The organism is Roseovarius tibetensis (assembly GCF_050896375.1).
GTDB lineage: Bacteria > Pseudomonadota > Alphaproteobacteria > Rhodobacterales > Rhodobacteraceae > Roseovarius > Roseovarius tibetensis.
The window spans coordinates 1-18,836 of the sequence record NZ_JBPBBB010000052.1 but is presented as its reverse complement, the minus strand read 5'-3'; the positions used below and the strand labels follow the sequence as shown (position 1 = coordinate 18,836).

Genomic DNA, 18,836 nt, shown 5'->3' with positions numbered 1-18,836 from the left:
CCCCCCCCCCCCCCCCCCCCCCCCCCCCCCCCCCCTCCCCCCCCCCCTCCCCCCCCCCCCCTCCCCCCCCCCCCCCCCCCCCCCCCCCCCCCCCCCCCCCCCCCCCCCCACGACCCAAGCAAAAAGATCAGGAGGCATCGCAATGTCGGACGACACCACCGAAGACCGGAACCGCCGCCACAATGAGAAGATGAAGAGGATCAAGGCCGCCCGCACACGCATGATGGCCACCAAGACCGAGGAGAAGGGCCTGATCATGGTGCATACCGGGCCGGGCAAGGGCAAATCCTCGTCCGGGTTCGGCATGATCATGCGCGCCATCGCCCACGGCATGCCCTGCGCCGTGGTGCAGTTCATCAAGGGCAACTGGCAGACCGGCGAAAAGACCTTCCTGCGGCGGCACTTCGCCGACGAGTGCCGGTTCTTCGTCTCGGGCGAAGGCTTCACCTGGGACACGCAGGACCGCGAGCGCGACATCGCCGCGGCGCGCAACGGGTGGGAGATCGCGCAAGCGCAGATCCTTGACCCCGACATCCGCTTCGTGATGCTCGACGAGATCAACATCGCACTGCGTTACGACTATCTCGACATCGACGAGGTTGTCGCCTTCCTGCAAGAGCACAAACCCGAGATGACGCATGTGCTGCTGACCGGGCGCAACGCGAAGCCCGAATTGCTGGAGGCCGCCGATCTCGTGACCGAGATGACGATGGTCAAGCATCCCTTCGAGGACGGGATCAAGGCGCAGGCGGGCGTGGAGTTCTGACGACGGCGCGGCGGTCTGCGTGATTTACTGTATACTGCTGCATACTGACTTCCCACGCGACCGATTTTCCGTTAGGACAGGGGCAATTCAACGAGTCGCCCGTGCTGCGACCTGCGCGGCACCGGGCCAAACCTGATCGGAAAGGATCCCCGATGGCCAACACCTCCACTCCCGATATCGTCTACACGAAGGTCGATGAGGCCCCAGAGCTTGCCGCGGCGTCGCTCCTGCCGATCATTCGACGGTTTGCGAGCGCGGCGGGCGTGTCCGTGGATACGCGCGACATCTCGCTGGCGGGACGCATCCTTGCGGCCTTTCCCGATTTCCTGACCGAGGATCAGCGCGTCTCCGACGATCTGGCGGCACTGGGCCAACTGGTGAAGACCCCCGATGCCAACGTGATCAAGCTGCCCAACATCTCGGCCTCTGTGCCGCAATTGGTCGAAGCGGTCCGCGAGTTGCAGGCCCAGGGCCACGCCATCCCCGATTATCCCGACGCGCCGCAGACCGACGCCGAAAAGGACGCCCGCGCGCGATACGATGCGATCAAGGGCTCGGCAGTGAACCCGGTCCTGCGCGAGGGCAACTCGGATCGCCGCGCGGCGGCCCCTGTCAAGCGCTACGCGCAGAACAACCCGCATCGCATGGGCGACTGGTCCGCCGACAGCAAGACGCGCGTCGCCACTATGCAGTCAGGCGATTTCTTTTCCAACGAGACATCCGCGACCCTGCCCAAGGCGACCGGCGCGAAGATCGTGCTGGAGACCGCGCAGGGCGAGACCACGCTGAAGAGCGGGCTGAATTATCCCGAGGGCACGGTGGTCGACGCCACCTACATGAGCGCGCAGGCCCTCGACGCGTTCCTCGAGGACGAAATCGAGCGCACCAAGGCCGAGGGCATCCTCTTCTCGATCCACCTCAAGGCCACCATGATGAAGGTGTCGGACCCGATCATCTTCGGCCATGCCGTGCGCACATTCCTTGCGCCCGTGTTCGAGCAGTATGGCGACGACATGAAAGCGCTGGGCGTATCGCCCAATGCCGGCCTCGAGGATCTGCTGACACGGATCAATGACCGCCCGGATATCCTCAAGGCGATCGACGCCTGCATGGACGAGCGCCCGCCGATGTACATGGTCGATTCGGACAAGGGCATCACCAACCTGCACGTGCCCTCAGACGTCATCATCGACGCCTCGATGCCCGCACTGATCCGCGGTGGCGGCAAGGGATGGGGGCCCGACGACAAGGAACACGACGCGGTCTGCGTGATCCCCGACAGCAGCTACGCGGGCGTCTATGACGAAACGATCAAGTTCTTCAAGGAGAACGGCAAGCTGAACCCCGCGACCGTCGGCACCGTGCAGAATGTCGGGCTGATGGCGCAGAAGGCCGAAGAATACGGCAGCCACCCCACCACCTTCGAGATCCCCGAGGCCGGCACCGTGAAGATGGTGCTCGATGACGGCACGGTGCTGCATGAACACAAGGTCGCGCCAGGCGATATCTGGCGCTCTGCCTCGGCCAACAAGGCCCCGATCGAGGACTGGGTCAACCTCGCCATCGAACGCCAGAAGGCCACCGGCTATCGCGCGATATTCTGGCTGGATCCGGGCCGCGCCCATGACGCCGAACTGATCGCAGTGGTCAAACCCATGCTCGAGGCGCGCGGCGTCGCCGACAAGTTCGAGATCATGGACCCGCGCGAAGCCACGCGCGCCTCGCTTGAAACGATCACCAAGGGCGACAGCACCATCGCGATCACGGGCAACGTGCTGCGCGACTACCTCACCGACCTGTTCCCGATCCTCGAACTGGCGACCTCGGCCAAGATGCTGTCGATCGTCAAGCTGATGCAGGGCGGCGGGTTGTTCGAGACCGGCGCGGGCGGATCTGCGCCGAAGCACGTGGATCAGCTTCTGGCGGAAAATCACCTGCGGTGGGATTCGCTGGGCGAATTCTGCGCGTTGGGTGAAAGCTTCAAGTTCCTGGCCGATGCGCATGACAACAAACGCGCCCGCGTGCTGGGCGAGGCGGCGGAAGTGGCCACGCAGGGTATTCTCGACAACGATCGTTCGCCCTCGCGCAAGGCGGGCCAGCCCGACAACCGCGACAGCCATTACTGGTTCGCCCGCTACTGGGCAGAGGCGCTGGCCGCGCAGTCCGACGACACGCCGCTGGCCGAGGAGTTCGGGCCGATCGCCGCCAAACTCGCCGAGAACGAGGCCACGATCACGCAGGAACTGGCCGCAGCGCAGGGCAAGCCCGCCGATATCGGCGGCTACTACCACCCCGATCCGGACAAGCTGTCGGCGGTGATGCGCCCGAGTGCCGCGCTCAACGCGATCATCGACTGATCCCGTCCTTCGCTGGGACGCGCCGACGGCGCGTCCCAGCACTGGACCACGGCACACCACTCGGGTATGGCTCTGGCCACCGAAGCCCGAGACCGGAGCGCGCCCGATGATCCCCTATGTCTATCTCATTCTCGCCCTCGCCATTCTCGCGGAAACCGCCGGCACGACCGCGTTGCAGGCCAGCCAGCAATTCACCAGGCTGTGGCCGTCGGTCTTTGTCGTCGTGGCCTACGGTCTCAGCTTCTACCTGCTGGCAATCACGCTCAAATACATGCCGGTCGGTGTGGTTTACGCGATCTGGGCGGGGCTGGGAATCGTGTTCATCGCCGCCATAGGGTATGTCGTCTTCGGCCAGAAACTCGACCTGCCCGCGGTGATCGGCACCGGACTGATCATCTCCGGCATCGTCGTGATCCAGCTTTTCTCGCGCACCGCCCCGCATTAAGCGATCCGCTGCGGGACGAAAGGCATGGAAAAACGGCGCGTTTGCCGGTATCACACCGCCCTGTGACGATATGAGGCCGCCCATGCGCGACACCATCACCAACCGCTGCACGGCCAAGGGCCTGCGCATGACCGAGCAGCGCCGCACAATCGCACACGTCCTCGAAGCGTGCGCGGACCACCCCGACGTCGAAGAGCTGTATGCCCGCGCCTCGGCCGTGGATCCGCGCATCTCGATCGCCACCGTCTACCGCACGGTCAAGCTGTTCGAGGAAACCGGCATCATCGAAAAGCATGAATTCGGCGACGGGCGCGCCCGCTACGAGGATGCCGAGCGTGACCATCACGACCACCTCATCGACATGAACTCCGGCGAGGTGATCGAGTTCGTCGACGCCGATATCGAAGCGCTTCAGGAAAAGATTGCGGAAAAACTCGGCTATCGTCTGATCGGTCACCGTCTGGAGTTGTACGGTGTGCCGCTGAAGTCCGGCACGTAGGCGCCTGTGATGGGCGGGGGGGGCATCACACGGATCATGCGGCTGGCGATCGGCAGCGTCGTCGTCGGGCTGCTGGTGCTGGGGCTCAAGGTTCTGGCATGGCAACTTACCGGGTCGCTGGCGTTGATGTCGGATGCGCTGGAAAGCCTGGTGAACGTGGCCACCGCGCTGGCCGTGATCGTGGCGCTGCTGGTTGCGCGCCGTCCGGCCGACGACAATCACCCCTACGGCCATCACAAGGCCGAGTTCTTCTCGGCGGTGCTTGAAGGCGTGCTGATCGTCATCGCCGCACTCTTCATCCTGCGCGAGGCCTATGCGGGGTTTCTGGCTCCCCGCGCGCTTGATGCGCCGCTTGTGGGTCTGGCGATCAATGCCGGGGCCAGCCTGATCAACGGGCTCTGGGCGGCGATCCTGATCCGCGACGGGCGCCGGTATCGCTCGCCGGCATTGGTGGCGGACGGACGGCATCTGCTGACGGATGTCGTGTCGTCGGTCGGCGTGTTCATTGGCGTCGCGCTGGCCTTTGCCACCGGCGCATGGTGGCTTGATCCGGTGATGGCGGTGCTTGTCGCGCTCAATATCATGTGGTCGGGCTGGGCGGTCATCAAGGGCTCGCTGAGTGGCCTGATGGACGAGGCCGTGTCGGACGCGGAACTTGCGCAAATCCGGCGCGTGATTTCCGAGGCCGCCAGCGAAGATGCCGCACTCGAAGCGCATGACCTGCGCACGCGCCATGCGGGTCAGGTCACCTTCATCGACTTTCACCTCGTGGTGCCGGGCGACACCACCGTCGAGGCGGCGCATGACCTTTGCGACCGGATCGAGGCGGCGCTGATGGACACCCTGCCCGACGCGCGCGTGACCATCCATGTCGAGCCCGAACACAAGGCCAAGCATAACGGTATTGTCATACTGTCATAGCTCTGCCGCTTTCTTGCGCGGATGGCCTGCGCTACCGTCGGGGTTTCCCGAAAAGGACACCGGCCCGATGGAAAACCTGCGTGGCAGCATTCTGATGGTTCTGGCGATGGCCGGGTTCGCGCTCGAGGACCTGTTCATCAAACGCCTGGCCGACAGCATGCCCGTGGGGCAGATCGTTGTCTTTCTGGGCTTTGGCGGCGCATTGGTCTTCGGCATCGTCACCCGCGCGCAAGGCCGCCGGCTCTGGTCGCGGGATCTTCTGTCGCGCGCCGTGCTTTTGCGAAACTTCGGCGAGCTTGTGGGCACGCTGGGATTTGTCACCGCCATCGCGCTGACGCCGCTGTCGTCGGCCTCGGCGATCCTGCAGGCAACGCCGCTCGCAGTGACGCTTGGTGCCGCGCTGTTTTTCGGCGAGGCCGTGGGATGGAAACGCTGGACCGCGATCCTCGTGGGGTTCGGCGGCGTGCTGATGGTGATCCGTCCGGGGCTCGACGGGTTTCAGCCCGCCTCGCTTTTCGCGCTGCAGGGCGTGGTCGGGCTTGCGATCCGGGATCTCGCCACGCGCGCGGTGCCGCGCACGATCTCATCGATGCAGCTGTCGACCTATGCGTTTGCCACGCTTGTGCCCACCGGGCTGATCCTGCTTGCCGTGGGTGGCACGCCATCCCTGCCCTCGGCGGTCGACTGGCGCGATCTTGGCCTCGCGCTGGCCTGTGCGCTGGCCGCCTATTACACCATCGTCGCGGCAATGCGCCTGGGCGACGTTTCGGTGATCACGCCCTTCCGCTATTCGCGGCTGATCTTCGCGTTGATCATCGGCGTGACCGTCTTCGACGAACGCCCGGATCTCTGGACGCTGACCGGCGCCGCGATCATCATCGCCTCCGGGCTGTTCACCTTCTGGCGCGAGCGCCGCGTCGCCCGGCGCATGGCCGCGCCGTCGATCACGCCGGCCCCGCGCGGCTGACTGGCAAATCGCCGCCGGATGTCCGCATTTGCAAAGCGGTCAATTGTTGGTATTCCGGCCCGGACGCTTTTCCATGGAGGATTCCAGACACATGAGCAGCATTATCGACATCCACGCGCGCGAAATCCTCGACAGCCGCGGCAATCCGACGGTCGAGGTCGACGTGACCCTCGAAGACGGGACACTGGGCCGTGCCGCCGTGCCCTCGGGCGCCTCTACCGGTGCGCATGAGGCCGTCGAACGGCGCGACGGCGACAAGAGTCGCTACATGGGCAAGGGCGTGCTGGAGGCCTGCGCGGCCGTGAACGGCGAGATTGCCGAGGCGCTTCTGGGCACCGACGCCACCGAACAGGTGTCGCTGGACCTCGGCATGATCGAGCTGGATGGCACCCCCAACAAGGCGCGCCTTGGCGCCAACGCGATCCTCGGGGTTAGTCTCGCCACTGCCCGCGCCGCCGCGGACTTCACCGGGCAGCCACTTTATCGCTATGTCGGCGGCACTTCGGCGCGCACCCTGCCGGTGCCGATGATGAATATCATCAATGGCGGCGAACATGCCGACAACCCGATCGACGTGCAGGAATTCATGATCATGCCGGTCTCGGCCGATACGATCCGCGACGCCGTGCGCATGGGCGCCGAGGTATTCCACACCCTGAAAAAGGAACTGACCGCGGCAGGCCTCGCCACCGGCGTCGGTGACGAGGGCGGCTTCGCACCCCACCTCAACTCCACTCGCGATGCGCTTGATTTCATTCTGAAATCCGTTGAAAAGGCCGGATACGCGCCGGGCACCGACATCTGTCTCGCGCTCGACTGCGCGGCCACGGAATACTTCAAGGACGGCAAGTATGTCTTTGCCGGCGAGGGCAAGACCCTGACGCCCGACGAAAATGTCGCCTACCTCGAGGCGCTGGTGAACGACTACCCCATCGTCTCTATCGAGGATGGCTGTTCGGAGGATGACTGGGACGGCTGGACAGCCCTCACCCGCACCATAGGCGATCGCGTGCAGCTGGTGGGCGACGATCTGTTCGTGACCAACCCGACCCGTCTTGCCATGGGCATAGAACGGCGCGCGGCCAATTCCATGCTGGTCAAGGTCAACCAGATCGGGACCCTGACCGAAACGCTGCAGGCCGTCGAGATGGCGCACCGCGCCGGCATGACCAACGTCATGTCGCACCGGTCGGGCGAGACCGAGGATGCCACCATCGCCGATCTCGCCGTCGCGACCAATTGCGGCCAGATCAAGACCGGCAGCCTCGCCCGGTCCGATCGGCTGGCCAAATACAACCAGCTCATCCGGATCGAGGAGATGCTGGGCGACACAGCACAATACGCCGGACGATCCATCCTGAAGTAGACGCGCATAGCGTTTCACCGCGACAAACTACCCAGGGCTGCAACCGCTGAAACGCGGTTCGCCCCCCGGTAGAATATTGACGTAACGTCATCTGATATACCTAACAAATTGACATGAAACGGTTTTGACTTCGCGCTGCTCAGCCGCAATTTCTCGCCATCCGAACAGGCCGTTTGGCTAGTCCGGCGTTTGATACATGGTAGGAGAGTAAGTCATGAAACCGACACTATTCGCGGGTGTTCTGCTGGGCACCCTGTCCGCTTCGTCCGTTTTCGCATCTACGATCAACACGACGGACATGATGGCGTCGTTCAACGTCATAACGCTCGGCGCTCTCGACTCATCGTCGGAGACCGAAGGTACGGTGTATGTCGGCGGGTCACTAACCACGAGTGGCTATGGTGTGAACAACGACAGGCTGAAGGAGGGGACGGTCGGCGGCATCACCGGATCGCTTATCGTGGGTGGATCGGTCACCGGCAGCATAAACGTTCAGACAGGCGCGGTCCGTATCGGCGGCAGCAATACGGCAACCATAAACCAGAACGGCACAGGGTCGGTGCAATTCGGCGTGTCGGGCATCCCGACCGGTGACGTCACCGCCGCATTCCGGAAATTATCAACAGACCTAGCCGCGCGCAGCGACACGCCCGGCGCCGAGGCGCGCGCCGATGACGAGAATGATCTGACAGTAATCAGCGGGATCGGCGGATCGGATGGCGTTGCCGTCGTGCGAGGGTCGTCGGCCCTTGTCTCGACAGGCACCTTCAAGGGGGTGCAAACCTCCACCGGCTCTCGTGCCGATATCCCGACCATTGTGAACATTCCCGGCGAAACCGTCAGGATCGGCGCGAACTTCAACGAAACGCTGTCAAACGTACTGTTCAACTTCTACGAGGCAACCACCCTCGATATCGACAGGGCGTTCAACTACTCGATCCTCGCGCCCTTTGCTTCGGTCACATCAACCGGCGGCGGCACCAATGGCGTGGTCGTCGCCGGCTCGCTCACGCAGCGGAACGAATTCCGGCCGATCGACGGTGAGCGTCTGTTCGACGGATTTCCGCCGGATGCCGGGCAAGCCACGGCCCCGGTCCCTGTGCCCGCACCGGCGCTGTTGCTGGGCTTTGCGCTGGCCGCACTGGGTTTCGGGGTGCGCAAGCGGTCGTAGACCCCAACCTTGGGAAGTCGCACCTCGGACGGTCCCGGCCGCGCGCGACACCCATAGGCGGGCGCGGTATCCTGCCAAGCTGCACCCGCCTTTTCATCGCATGCGAGCGCTCGAAACCGGCTTATCTGAACAGGGCGTCGCCCTGTTCGTCGATCACCTGTTTCGCCTTGCGGATCGAGAACGTTTCAGCCTCTTCATAGCTGGAAAGCGTATCTGCGCGCAGCAGATCATGCGCTTTCATCTCGCCGCCGATCTCCTTTTCTATCCGCGCGCCGACTCGGTGCCCACCCTCGGCCTTTTGCGGCGCCGCAACGATGCGACACCCTTTGTAGGTCTCGGACATTTCTGTTCGTGCCGACGGTTTGGAGCCGCCCCCGAACAGCCGTGACAAGATAGACATGCCTGCCCCCTACTGATCCAGGAAGCTGCGCAGCTTGCGCGAGCGGCTGGGATGTTTCAGCTTTCTCAGGGCCTTGGCCTCGATCTGGCGGATACGTTCGCGGGTGACGCTGAACTGCTGGCCCACCTCTTCGAGCGTGTGGTCGGTGTTCATCCCGATGCCGAAGCGCATGCGCAGCACGCGTTCCTCACGCGGCGTCAACGACGACAGGACCCGCGTCGTGGTTTCCTTGAGGTTGTCCTGAATGGCCGAATCCAGCGGCAGGATGACGTTCTTGTCCTCGATGAAATCGCCAAGCTGGCTGTCCTCTTCGTCGCCGATCGGCGTCTCGAGGCTGATCGGCTCCTTGGCGATCTTCATCACCTTGCGGACCTTTTCCAGCGGCATCTGCAGCTTTTCGGCCAACTCCTCGGGGGTGGGTTCACGGCCGATCTCGTGCAGCATCTGCCGCCCGGTGCGCACCAGCTTGTTGATCGTCTCGATCATGTGGACCGGGATGCGGATTGTGCGCGCCTGATCCGCGATCGAGCGGGTGATCGCCTGGCGGATCCACCATGTCGCGTAGGTGCTGAACTTGTAGCCCCGGCGGTACTCGAACTTGTCCACGGCCTTCATCAGGCCGATATTGCCTTCCTGAATGAGATCAAGGAATTGCAGGCCGCGGTTCGTGTACTTCTTGGCGATGGAGATGACCAGCCGCAGGTTCGCCTCGACCATTTCCTTCTTGGCCTGCCGGGCCTCTTTCTCGCCCTTCTGAACCTGTCCCACGATGCGGCGGAACTCGCTGATGTCGAGGCCGACATACTGGCCGACCTGCGCCATGTCGCTGCGCAGTTCCGCCACCTTTTCGGGGCTACGTTCCATCAACATCTGCCAGCCGCGACCGGGCTTTTTCGCCATGTCCTCGACCCAGTTGGGGTCAAGCTCGCGGCCGCGATACTCCTCGATGAATTCGCGGCGGTTGATGCGGGCCTGATCGGCCAGCTTGACCATCGCCGTGTCGATTTGCATGATCCGCCGATTGATGCCGTAAAGCTGGTCGATCAGGGCCTCGATACGGTTGTTGTGCAGGTGCAACTCGTTGACGAGCACAACGATTTCCGAGCGCAACTTTTGATACGTGCTTTCCTGATCCTTGGAAAACGAGCCGTCCTCGTTGAGCGTCGCGGAAATGCGGCTGTCCTGCATTTCCGACAGCTTGGCGAAATCCTCGGCGATGCGGTCAAGCGTTTCCAGCACGCGCGGCTTGAGCGCGGCCTCCATCGCAGCAAGGCTCATGTTGGCCTGCTCGTCCTCGTCGTCGTCGTCGTCGCGCTGGATCGGATTTCCGTCGGCGTCAAGCTCTGGCGATGTGCCGCTTTGTTCTGATTTTTCGGGGGGATGCGCGACATTGGCCGGCTCGACCACGGGCTCCGCCCCTTCCTCCAGCGTCTGGTTGCCGAACGTCGTCTCCAGGTCGATCACGTCGCGCAGCAGGATGTCCTCGCTCAGCAGCTCGTCGCGCCAGATGGTGATCGCCTGGAAGGTCAGCGGGCTTTCGCACAGGCCCGCGATCATCGTGTTGCGCCCGGCCTCGATCCGCTTGGCGATGGCAATCTCGCCCTCGCGGCTAAGCAGTTCGACAGACCCCATCTCGCGCAGGTACATTCGCACGGGGTCGTCCGTGCGGTCGAGCTTGTCTTCCTTGGCCGTGCCAACGGCCACGTCGCCGCGCTTGTTTACCTCGGCGACGGCGGTGGTCTTGTTTTCCTCTTCCTCGGCATCCTCGGCCTCGATGATGTTGATGCCCATTTCAGACAGCATCGACATCACGTCCTCGATCTGCTCGCTGCCGACCTGGTCGGGTGGCAGGACCGCGTTGAGCTGATCGTATGTGATGAAACCTCGCTCGCGCGCCTCGGAGATCATTTTCTTGACCGCCGCCTGGCTCATGTCGAGCGACCCCTCGATCTCGGTGTCGTCGGGTTTGCGGTCTTCAGTATCCTTGGCGGCCATTAAAGACTCCTCGTTCAGGGACGTGTCCGGCGATTCGGCTGTACGAATCATTAGCGCAATCATCTGATTCGGACACCCGTCTACCCGGATTTTCCTTCACAATCCTCACCAAAACGCTCATCGCCTCGGTTTGGAATAGTTGATCGTATTCAAGAGCGCGGCAAACTGTTCTTTCTCGTCTCGTTTGATCGGGGCACCGTTCTCGCCCAGGTCATATTCCGCACTGTCATCGTCATGGCTGCGCAACGCTCGATTGCGCGCCTGCGCCGCCTGTCCCAACCGCCAAGTGATCGCCTCGTCATCGCGTCCGGCGATATCGGCGCTGGCTTCCTGCATCTCCGCCTGGACACCACGCTGGGTCAGCAGCTTGCCCAATTCCTCGTCGAGCGTCAGCACGGCAAGCTCCGGATTGCCCGGCTGGCGTACCGGTGGCGTGAGTTTGACGTGGGGAAGCGACATCAGCTTTTCAAGCCGTGCGCGCCCCATCTCTGCGTCGATCCGGGCGTGCAATGTCTCGGGGCCCTCCGGGCCGAAGCGCAGGACCAAACCCCGCAACATCGCATGATCGGGGTCGCGACAGTCCAGCCGTTCGATCTGGCTGTCATATCGTTCGACCATCTCCGGGCAGGAGACGAGCGTGGCAAGAATCACGGCCTCGCGCAGATGCGTTTCCGCTTCGCCGCCCGCAGCCACGAGAAGCGAGGATTTCGTGCTGGCGCGCGCTGGCTCCGGCAGGGGCCATTTGCCGCCACGGGCGCGCGGCCCCCCTGCCCCGGCTGACCGGCGCGGATTGAACAATTGCCAGCGCAGATCTTTCAGTTCACGTTCGTAGTAGCCGCGCAGCGACGGATCGCGGATAAGATCGGTCTTTTCGCGGCACGTCCGCTCCAGCGCTGCCTTGCGTTCGGGGCTGTCGAACTGGCGTCCCTCGGTCTCGCGTTGCCAAAGCAGCCGCACCAGCGACAGCGCGTCGTCGACCCGCGCCTGCACCGCTCCCGCGCCCTCGGCGCGCAGCACGTCGTCGGGGTCCTGCCCCTCTGGCATCAGCGCGAAGCGCAGGGATTTGCCGGCCGCGAGCAGTGGTAGCGCCAGATCGATCACGCGGTAGGCCGCGCGCAGCCCCGCCCCGTCGCCGTCAAGCATGATGACCGGCTCGTCGGTGACGCGCCACAATAGCTGCAACTGATGCTCGGTCACCGCCGTTCCCAATGGCGCGACCGCCGCGTCGAACCCCGCCGCGACCAGCGCGATCACGTCCATGTAGCCTTCGGCGACGATCAGCGTCTGGCCCTTGCCGGCGGCCTCGCGCGCGGGGCCGTGGTTATACAATGTGCGGGACTTGTCGAAAATCTCGGTTTCCGGCGAATTGAGGTACTTGGCATTGTCACCGGGATCCATCGCGCGGCCGCCGAAGGCGATGCAGCGCCCGCGCGGATCGCGAATGGGGAAGATGATCCTGTTGCGGAAGGTGTCATAGGGCTTGCCGCCCCGGCTGCTTTCCCGGGCCAGCCCGCAGGCGAGGATCATCTCGGGCGCAACGCCCTTGCCGGTCAGGTGATCCCACAATCCCTGCCAGCCCTCTGGCGCGAAACCCAGATCGAAGCGCGTCTGCGTCGCGGCATCTAGCGCGCGCCCGGCCAGATACTCGCGGGCCGCAGCCCCGGCTCCGCCGCGCAACTGCATCCCGAAATACCTGACCGCCTGTTCCATCACCTCGACCAGTTGCGTGCGCCGGTCGGCCTTGGCCTGTGCCTGCGGGTCGCGTTCGGGCAGGGTCATGCCCGCCTCTGTCGCAAGGATTCTCACCGCCTCGATGAACTCGACATTCTCGGTCTCGCGGACGAAGGAGATCGCGTCGCCCTTGGCGTGACAGCCAAAGCAGTAATAGAACCCCTTTCGGTCATCGACGTGAAAGGACGCGGTCTTTTCCTGATGAAACGGGCACGGCGCCCACATGTCGCCCTTGGCCTGGTTGGACTTGCGCATGTCCCACGTGACCTTGCGCCCCACGACCTGACTGAGCGACAGGCGGCCTTGCAGGTCTTCCAGGAATCCGGGTGGCAAGCTCATCCGGTGAATATCGGTCTCATGCGGCGCAAAGTCCATAGGGCGTCACGTGCGCGCAACAGGTGGCGGGGCCGCCGGTCCGCCCCCGCCCGGCGCGGATCACAGACCCATTGCGCGGTAGCTGGCGGCGACCTTGGCGATCGACACCAGATAGGCCGCGGTGCGCAAATCGGTCACATCCCGGCGTCCGTGCCAGACCTCGCGCATGGCCTGGTAGGCGCTGCGCATCGTGTCGTCGAGGCCCGAGCGTACGAGCTGCAACTCGTCCGCGCCACGCAGGTATTTCTGCTTGAAATCCGGCGACATCTCCCATGCATCGCCCATGCCGCGATTGAGGCGCTCCAGCTCGGTGACGAGCAAATCGTGCCGAGCCTCCTCCTGACGCCGCCCGAGCCGGCCGAACCGGATATGGCTGAGGTTCTTGACCCATTCGAAATAGGACACGGTCACGCCGCCGGCATTGGCGTACATGTCGGGAATGATCACCGTGCCCTTCTGGCGCAAGATGTCGTCGGCCCCGGCGGTGACCGGGCCGTTCGCGGCCTCGATGATGAGCGTGGCCTTGACGCGATCGGCGTTATCGCGATTGATCACGCCTTCGAGTGCCGCCGGGATCAAGATGTCGCACTCTTCCTCCAGCGCCTTGGCGCCGTCGCGAATATACCTGCCATCGGGATAGCCATCGACCCCGCCATGCCGGCCGATCCAGTTGTAGATCGCCTCGACGTCGAGGCCGTCGTCATCCAGCAAGGCGCCGTCACGCTCGATGATCGCGGTGATCTTGCAGCCGTCCTCCTCGGACAGGAACTTGGCCGCGTGGTACCCGACATTACCGAGGCCCTGCACGATCACCCGCTTGCCGTCCAGCGTGCCCGACATCCCGGCCGCCGCGATATCCTCGGGGTGGCGGAAAAATTCCTGCAGGGCATACTGGACCCCGCGCCCGGTGGCCTCGGTCCGGCCCTGGATGCCGCCGCCATGGATCGGCTTGCCAGTCACGCAGGCGCGATGGTTAATGTCGGTGGTGTTCATGCGCTTGTACTGGTCGGCAATCCACGCCATTTCGCGCTCGCCGGTGCCCATGTCGGGGGCGGGCACGTTCTGCGCCGGATGGATGAGGTCGCGCTTGATCAGCTCGTAGGCGAAACGCCGGGTGATCATCTCCAGCTCGTGCTCTTCCCAGGCGCGCGGATCGACGCACAGCCCGCCCTTGGAGCCGCCGAAAGGCGCATCGACGAGGGCGCATTTATACGTCATCAGCGCCGCGAGCGCCTCGACCTCGTCCTGATGCACGGCCAGCGAATAGCGGATACCGCCCTTGACCGGTTCCAGATGTTCGGAATGCACGCTGCGATAGCCGGTGAAGGTGTGGATCTGCCCGCGCAGGCGCACGCCGAATCGAACGGTGTAGGTGGCATTGCAGACACGGATCTTTTCCTCGAGGCCCGGCGACAGCTCCATGAGCGACACCGCACGGTTGAACATCAGATCGACACTGTCGCGAAATCCCGGTTCTTTCTTCACGGTCATGCTGGCTGGCTCCCTGTTCTGGTCGGGTCGATCACGGTGCCGTCGCGGCCCGCGGCCCAAGCCGATGGTTAAAGCTAACGACGAGTTTGTCCACCCGTAACCGACCGGGCGACCCGGCGCATGACACGCAAGGGGGCGTCACCGTCGTGCGGCAGGCACCCAGACCATACGCCTCCGAATGTATTATCGATGTGGCGGATCAGGTGCCCGACCGCTCCGTGATACGCTCCTGGATCAGTTCGGCCATCATCCGGGCCGGCGTCCGGTGGGTGACGCCGCCGACGCCGACGCGGCGACCGATCCGCCACCACAGACCCGGCTCCCAGGCGAACGGGCCTTTGTGGGACAGCTTGACCGTGAACCCGTTGGACGGCTTGAAGGCGAACACACCGCGATCGACCGCGACCACGTCGTCGATCTGTGCGAGGACGCGACCATCGCTGCTGCGCAGCCCCGATGGCGTCAGTTGCAGCCGATGCGCCGTCGCGTACCACATACGCTGCGCCATCCACAGCGACAGCGCCGCAAAGCCCACCATGAAGATCTGCCATCCCGGACCGGGCGCCTGCACGATCGCCAAGTACAGCATGATCAGCCCGAGCAGCGCGACCGATCCCACACCGATTACGCGCCGCCCCGCAGAGGCTGCAATTTCCATCTGGATTTTGTCATCGGCCATGAACCATTCCCCTCCGGCATGTGCCTTATCCCGGCTGGCCGCGTTTGGCGAGACGATATCGTCAGGCGCGAAGCATCGCCTCGGATCGCGGCGATACGGCGACCGCGTTGCACGCCATGTCCCAATACACGGTTTCCACCTCGGCAAGGCTCAGCCTGCCCTCGTCGCGAAACCAGGTGTTGATCCCCGTCAGCATCGCGATCAGCGCCATGCTGGCGATCCGCGGCTCGGCCACGGTCATGACACGCTCTTGCACACCGCGCCGAAGGATCGCCTCCAGCCGCGTCTCGTAGTCGCGCCGAAGCTGCTCGATCACCGCGAAATTGGCCGGTGTCAGGTTGCGCAGTTCCATGTAGGAAACGAAGACCGCATCAGCGCGCTGCGTGTTGAAGCGGATGTGAAACCGGGTGAACGCCTCGAGCGCCGCCAGCGCGTCCCCGGTCGGGGCCTGAAGGTCCCACGCCGCGAGCAGGTCTTCCATGTGCGACCGCATCAGATCAAACAACAGCGTCTGCTTGTCCGGCGTGTAGTTGTAAAGCGCACCCGCCTGCACCCCAACCTCGGCCGCGATCCGGCGCATCGACACCGCCGCAAAGCCGTGACGCGCGAAAAGCGTCAGCGCCGCGTCGCGCAGGCGCGGGCCGGTGACGTCGGCATGAGAACCTTGTGTGCGGGCCATTCATTCAGCCTATCTGAACGTTTGTTCAGATAAAAGCCTCGGCTTGCCCGGCGGTCGCGCGCGTGGCATCACTGCGCTGCACATTGTCACGAGGATTGCCTGCCTATGCGCCTGACTGCCCTGCCGGCGATGGCCGCCCTTGTCGTGGCTGGCCTTGCGGGATGCACGGATGTGCCACCCTTTCCCGCGGCTGGCCCGGAGACGCGGCGCGACACCAGCTATCCCGCGCTGGTCCCTGCGCGCCAGATCACCGGGCGCGTGCCGCCCCCGTCTGCCGATACGGCCGCCGCACAGGACACGGGCCTGCGGGCGGCGCGGCTGCGTGATCGCGCGGCGCGGCTTGAATCCGCGGTGATCGACGACGCGACACGCGACAGGATGAGAACAGGCATCACCCGTTGAAAAACACCTCGCCGACGGCCCTTCTGCGCGTTGCAAGCTTGATGCGAACCCGTTACACGCCGTTTCAACCGTGCGACATTACGATCGGAGAGCCCCCATGATCCCCCCCTTGCGCCTTGGCATTGCCGGTCTGGGCACCGTCGGCACCGGCGTCGTGCACATCGTCCGGCAAAAGGCCGAACTGCTGGCGGCGCGTGCGGGCCGTCCGCTCGAGATCACCGCGGTTTCTGCGCGGACCCGAGATAAGGATCGCGGTGTCAGCCTTGAGGATTACGCCTGGGAAGATGATCCCGTCGCCTTGGCCCGCCGTGACGATGTGGACATCTTCGTCGAGTTGATGGGTGGCTCCGACGGCCCGGCCAAGGCCGCGACAGAGGCGGCCATTGCCGCAGGCAAGGACGTGGTGACGGCCAACAAGGCGATGCTTGCACATCACGGTCACGCATTGGCCATGGCCGCCGAAGACGCCGGCCGCGTCATCCGCTTCGAGGCGGCCGTCGCCGGCGGCATCCCGGTAGTCAAGACTCTGACCGAAGGGTTGGCCGGCAACGAGATCACCCGCATCGTCGGGGTGATGAACGGCACCTGCAATTACATCCTGACCCGCATGCAGGCGACCGAACAGGGGTACAACGCCCTGTTCGACAAGGCCGACAGGCTGGGCTTTCTCGAGGCCGACCCGAATCTCGATGTCGGGGGCATCGACGCGGGCCACAAGCTGGCACTGCTGTCGGCCATCGCCTTTGGCTGTCAGGTCGATTTCGACGCCGTGGTTCTGGAAGGTATCCAGAAGATCACGCTCGACGATATCCGACGCGCCGCCGACATGGGGTTCAGGATCAAGCTACTGGGCGTGGCGCAGATGACGGGACGCGGGCTGGAACAGCGCATGTCGCCCTGCCTCGTCCCCGCCGACAGCCCGCTCGGGCAGCTCGAAGGCGGCACCAACATGGTCGTGCTCGAAGGTGATCAGGTGGACCAGATCGTGTTGCGCGGCCCCGGCGCCGGCATGGGCCCGACCGCAAGCGCCGTGCTGGGCGACGTGATGGACATCGCGCGCGGCACACGGGTGTCGACCTTCGGTCAGCCCGCCGCGTCGCTGAAACTGTGCCCACCTGCAACAAGCGCCACGCCCGCACGGTATTACCTGCGCATGGCTCTGGACGACAAGCCCGGCGCACTGGCGAAGGTCGCCACGTTGCTCGGCGAGGCCGGGATCTCGATCGACCGGATGCGCCAGTACCGGCATGACGACACGACGGCGCCCGTCCTGATCGTGACGCACAAGACCACCCGCGAGGCGCTCGACACGGCGCTGACCGGCATTCGGCGGCTCGACGTGCTGGCAGGTGACCCGGTCGCGTTGCGGATCGAAACCGTCTGAACGCCGATGACGGGCAGAATATGGGCACCGCACCGACGCCACGGATGACACGCAGAGTATTTACAGGGAACATCTCATGACTGACACCTCGGATTTCAACGATCGCACGCTGTCGCTCGGCCTCGCCCGGGTGGCTGAACAGGCAGCGCTCGCCTGTGCCGACCTGATCGGGCGCGGCGACGAAAAATCCGCCGATCAGGCCGCCGTCAACGCGATGCGCGAACAGCTCGACATGCTGCCGATCAAGGGGGTCGTCGTCATCGGCGAAGGCGAACGCGACGAGGCCCCGATGCTGTTCATCGGCGAAGAGGTGGGCACCGGCGACGGGCCGGGCGTGGATATCGCGCTCGACCCGCTGGAGGGCACGACACTGACCGCCAAGGCGATGCCCAATGCGTTGACCATCATCGCCATGGCCCCGCGCGGGACCATGCTGCACGCGCCGGATGTCTACATGGACAAGCTGGCGATCGGGCCGGGATTTCCCAAGGACGTCGTCTCGCTGGAGATGAGCCCCCGTGAACGGGTCGAGGCACTGGCCCGCGCCAAGGGGTGCAGGCCGTCGGATATCACCGTCTGCGTGCTGGAACGCCCGCGCCATCAGGACATCATCGACGATATCCGTGGCACCGGGGCTGCAGTTTTTCTGATCACGGATGGCGATATCGCGGCCGTGATGCATTGCGCCGAATCCGAATTGACAGGCATCGACATGTACATGGGTCTCGGCGGTGCGCCCGAGGGCGTGCTGGCGGCCGGGGCGCTCAAATGCATGGGCGGGCAGATCTGGGGTCGGCTGACCTTTCGCAACGACGAGGAACGCGACCGCGCCGCCAAGGCGGGGATCACCGACCTCGACCGCGTCTACGCGCGCGACGACATGGTGACCGACCAGGTGATCATCGCCGCGACCGGGGTGACCGACGGCTCTGTCGTGTCGGGCCTGAAGCGCCGGCCGGGATATATCGAGACCGAAACCGTGCTGATGCGCTCGCGGACCGGATCGCTGCGGCGGATGATCTATCGCAGCAAACGCGATTGAGACCGGACCACGGGGGGGGGGGGGGGGGGGGGGGGGGGGGGGGGGGGGGGGGGGGGGGGGGGGGGGGGGGAGGGGGGGGGGGGTGGGGGGGGGGGGGGGGGTGGGTTGGGGGGGGAGAGGAAAAAAACACACTCTCCCCTGTAACGCGAGAAGGAGTAGCATGGTG

At 64.6% G+C, this 18,836-nt stretch carries 17 protein-coding genes; 11 read left to right on the top strand and 6 right to left on the bottom strand.

Features of this window, described 5'->3' with window-relative positions; all coding sequences use genetic code 11:
* The first annotated feature begins 142 nt into the window (after window positions 1-142).
* The 8 genes from cobO (at window position 143) to ACROSR_RS18360 (ending at window position 8,492) form a co-directional block, all read left to right on the top strand.
* On the top strand, window positions 143-766 hold the full coding sequence (gene cobO / locus ACROSR_RS18395; protein WP_432687354.1) for a cob(I)yrinic acid a,c-diamide adenosyltransferase: 624 nt from the start codon (window positions 143-145) through the stop codon (window positions 764-766).
* A 152-nt stretch (window positions 767-918) separates the two neighbouring features.
* Window positions 919-3,123: an NADP-dependent isocitrate dehydrogenase gene (locus ACROSR_RS18390; protein ID WP_432687352.1), complete on the top strand. Its 2,205-nt coding sequence runs from the start codon at window positions 919-921 to the stop codon at window positions 3,121-3,123.
* Between the two features lie 106 nt (window positions 3,124-3,229).
* Window positions 3,230-3,568 (top strand): SMR family transporter, encoded by a 339-nt coding sequence (locus ACROSR_RS18385; RefSeq protein ID WP_432687350.1) that lies wholly within the window; start codon window positions 3,230-3,232, stop codon window positions 3,566-3,568.
* Window positions 3,569-3,650: 82 nt separating this feature from the next.
* On the top strand, window positions 3,651-4,067 hold the full coding sequence (locus ACROSR_RS18380; RefSeq protein ID WP_432687348.1) for a Fur family transcriptional regulator: 417 nt from the start codon (window positions 3,651-3,653) through the stop codon (window positions 4,065-4,067).
* A gap of 24 nt (window positions 4,068-4,091) precedes the next feature.
* Window positions 4,092-4,988: a cation diffusion facilitator family transporter gene (locus ACROSR_RS18375; RefSeq protein WP_432687358.1), complete on the top strand. Its 897-nt coding sequence runs from the start codon at window positions 4,092-4,094 to the stop codon at window positions 4,986-4,988.
* Between the two features lie 67 nt (window positions 4,989-5,055).
* The gene (locus tag ACROSR_RS18370; RefSeq protein WP_432687356.1) at window positions 5,056-5,955 is read left to right on the top strand and encodes a DMT family transporter; all 900 of its coding nucleotides are present in this window, start codon (window positions 5,056-5,058) and stop codon (window positions 5,953-5,955) included.
* A gap of 91 nt (window positions 5,956-6,046) precedes the next feature.
* Window positions 6,047-7,321: a phosphopyruvate hydratase gene (gene eno, locus ACROSR_RS18365; protein WP_432687346.1), complete on the top strand. Its 1,275-nt coding sequence runs from the start codon at window positions 6,047-6,049 to the stop codon at window positions 7,319-7,321.
* A 214-nt stretch (window positions 7,322-7,535) separates the two neighbouring features.
* Window positions 7,536-8,492 carry a collagen-binding domain-containing protein gene (locus ACROSR_RS18360; protein ID WP_432687344.1) on the top strand — a complete coding sequence of 319 codons (957 nt, stop codon included), beginning with the start codon at window positions 7,536-7,538 and terminating at the stop codon, window positions 8,490-8,492.
* Between the two features lie 121 nt (window positions 8,493-8,613).
* Here ACROSR_RS18360 and ACROSR_RS18355 read toward each other — a convergent pair whose 3' ends face one another.
* The 6 genes from ACROSR_RS18355 to ACROSR_RS18330 all read right to left on the bottom strand — a co-directional run bounded on the left by ACROSR_RS18355 (window position 8,614) and on the right by ACROSR_RS18330 (window position 15,842).
* Window positions 8,614-8,892, bottom strand: coding sequence for an HlyU family transcriptional regulator (locus tag ACROSR_RS18355; RefSeq protein ID WP_432687343.1), 279 nt, complete (start codon window positions 8,890-8,892; stop codon window positions 8,614-8,616).
* A 9-nt stretch (window positions 8,893-8,901) separates the two neighbouring features.
* Window positions 8,902-10,887, bottom strand: coding sequence for an RNA polymerase sigma factor RpoD (gene rpoD / locus ACROSR_RS18350; protein ID WP_432687342.1), 1,986 nt, complete (start codon window positions 10,885-10,887; stop codon window positions 8,902-8,904).
* Between the two features lie 117 nt (window positions 10,888-11,004).
* Window positions 11,005-12,957 (bottom strand): DNA primase, encoded by a 1,953-nt coding sequence (dnaG, locus tag ACROSR_RS18345; protein WP_432687341.1) that lies wholly within the window; start codon window positions 12,955-12,957, stop codon window positions 11,005-11,007.
* A 96-nt stretch (window positions 12,958-13,053) separates the two neighbouring features.
* Complete coding sequence (locus tag ACROSR_RS18340; RefSeq protein WP_432687340.1) at window positions 13,054-14,484, bottom strand: Glu/Leu/Phe/Val family dehydrogenase; 1,431 nt, start codon at window positions 14,482-14,484, stop codon at window positions 13,054-13,056.
* A gap of 199 nt (window positions 14,485-14,683) precedes the next feature.
* A complete protein-coding gene (locus tag ACROSR_RS18335; protein WP_432687339.1) occupies window positions 14,684-15,163 on the bottom strand; it encodes a hypothetical protein in 480 nt (159 codons plus the stop codon).
* Window positions 15,164-15,224: 61 nt separating this feature from the next.
* Window positions 15,225-15,842: a TetR/AcrR family transcriptional regulator gene (locus ACROSR_RS18330; RefSeq protein WP_432687338.1), complete on the bottom strand. Its 618-nt coding sequence runs from the start codon at window positions 15,840-15,842 to the stop codon at window positions 15,225-15,227.
* Between the two features lie 105 nt (window positions 15,843-15,947).
* Here ACROSR_RS18330 and ACROSR_RS18325 point away from each other — a divergent pair, with 105 nt between their 5' ends.
* The 3 genes from ACROSR_RS18325 to glpX all read left to right on the top strand — a co-directional run bounded on the left by ACROSR_RS18325 (window position 15,948) and on the right by glpX (window position 18,670).
* Complete coding sequence (locus ACROSR_RS18325) at window positions 15,948-16,244, top strand: hypothetical protein (protein WP_432687337.1); 297 nt, start codon at window positions 15,948-15,950, stop codon at window positions 16,242-16,244.
* Between the two features lie 97 nt (window positions 16,245-16,341).
* Window positions 16,342-17,628 carry a homoserine dehydrogenase gene (locus ACROSR_RS18320; protein ID WP_432687336.1) on the top strand — a complete coding sequence of 429 codons (1,287 nt, stop codon included), beginning with the start codon at window positions 16,342-16,344 and terminating at the stop codon, window positions 17,626-17,628.
* A gap of 76 nt (window positions 17,629-17,704) precedes the next feature.
* Window positions 17,705-18,670: a class II fructose-bisphosphatase gene (gene glpX, locus ACROSR_RS18315; RefSeq protein WP_432687335.1), complete on the top strand. Its 966-nt coding sequence runs from the start codon at window positions 17,705-17,707 to the stop codon at window positions 18,668-18,670.
* Window positions 18,671-18,836: the final 166 nt, after the last annotated feature.

Coding starts and splice junctions, on each gene's coding strand:
- cobO (WP_432687354.1), top strand. CDS start 143: ATGTCGGACGACACCACCGAAGACCGGAACCGCCGCCACAATGAGAAG.
- ACROSR_RS18390 (WP_432687352.1), top strand. CDS start 919: ATGGCCAACACCTCCACTCCCGATATCGTCTACACGAAGGTCGATGAG.
- ACROSR_RS18385 (WP_432687350.1), top strand. CDS start 3,230: ATGATCCCCTATGTCTATCTCATTCTCGCCCTCGCCATTCTCGCGGAA.
- ACROSR_RS18380 (WP_432687348.1), top strand. CDS start 3,651: ATGCGCGACACCATCACCAACCGCTGCACGGCCAAGGGCCTGCGCATG.
- ACROSR_RS18370 (WP_432687356.1), top strand. CDS start 5,056: ATGGAAAACCTGCGTGGCAGCATTCTGATGGTTCTGGCGATGGCCGGG.
- eno (WP_432687346.1), top strand. CDS start 6,047: ATGAGCAGCATTATCGACATCCACGCGCGCGAAATCCTCGACAGCCGC.
- ACROSR_RS18360 (WP_432687344.1), top strand. CDS start 7,536: ATGAAACCGACACTATTCGCGGGTGTTCTGCTGGGCACCCTGTCCGCT.
- ACROSR_RS18355 (WP_432687343.1), bottom strand. CDS start 8,892: ATGTCTATCTTGTCACGGCTGTTCGGGGGCGGCTCCAAACCGTCGGCA.
- rpoD (WP_432687342.1), bottom strand. CDS start 10,887: ATGGCCGCCAAGGATACTGAAGACCGCAAACCCGACGACACCGAGATC.
- dnaG (WP_432687341.1), bottom strand. CDS start 12,957: ATGAGCTTGCCACCCGGATTCCTGGAAGACCTGCAAGGCCGCCTGTCG.
- ACROSR_RS18340 (WP_432687340.1), bottom strand. CDS start 14,484: ATGACCGTGAAGAAAGAACCGGGATTTCGCGACAGTGTCGATCTGATG.
- ACROSR_RS18335 (WP_432687339.1), bottom strand. CDS start 15,163: ATGGCCGATGACAAAATCCAGATGGAAATTGCAGCCTCTGCGGGGCGG.
- ACROSR_RS18330 (WP_432687338.1), bottom strand. CDS start 15,842: ATGGCCCGCACACAAGGTTCTCATGCCGACGTCACCGGCCCGCGCCTG.
- ACROSR_RS18325 (WP_432687337.1), top strand. CDS start 15,948: ATGCGCCTGACTGCCCTGCCGGCGATGGCCGCCCTTGTCGTGGCTGGC.
- ACROSR_RS18320 (WP_432687336.1), top strand. CDS start 16,342: ATGATCCCCCCCTTGCGCCTTGGCATTGCCGGTCTGGGCACCGTCGGC.
- glpX (WP_432687335.1), top strand. CDS start 17,705: ATGACTGACACCTCGGATTTCAACGATCGCACGCTGTCGCTCGGCCTC.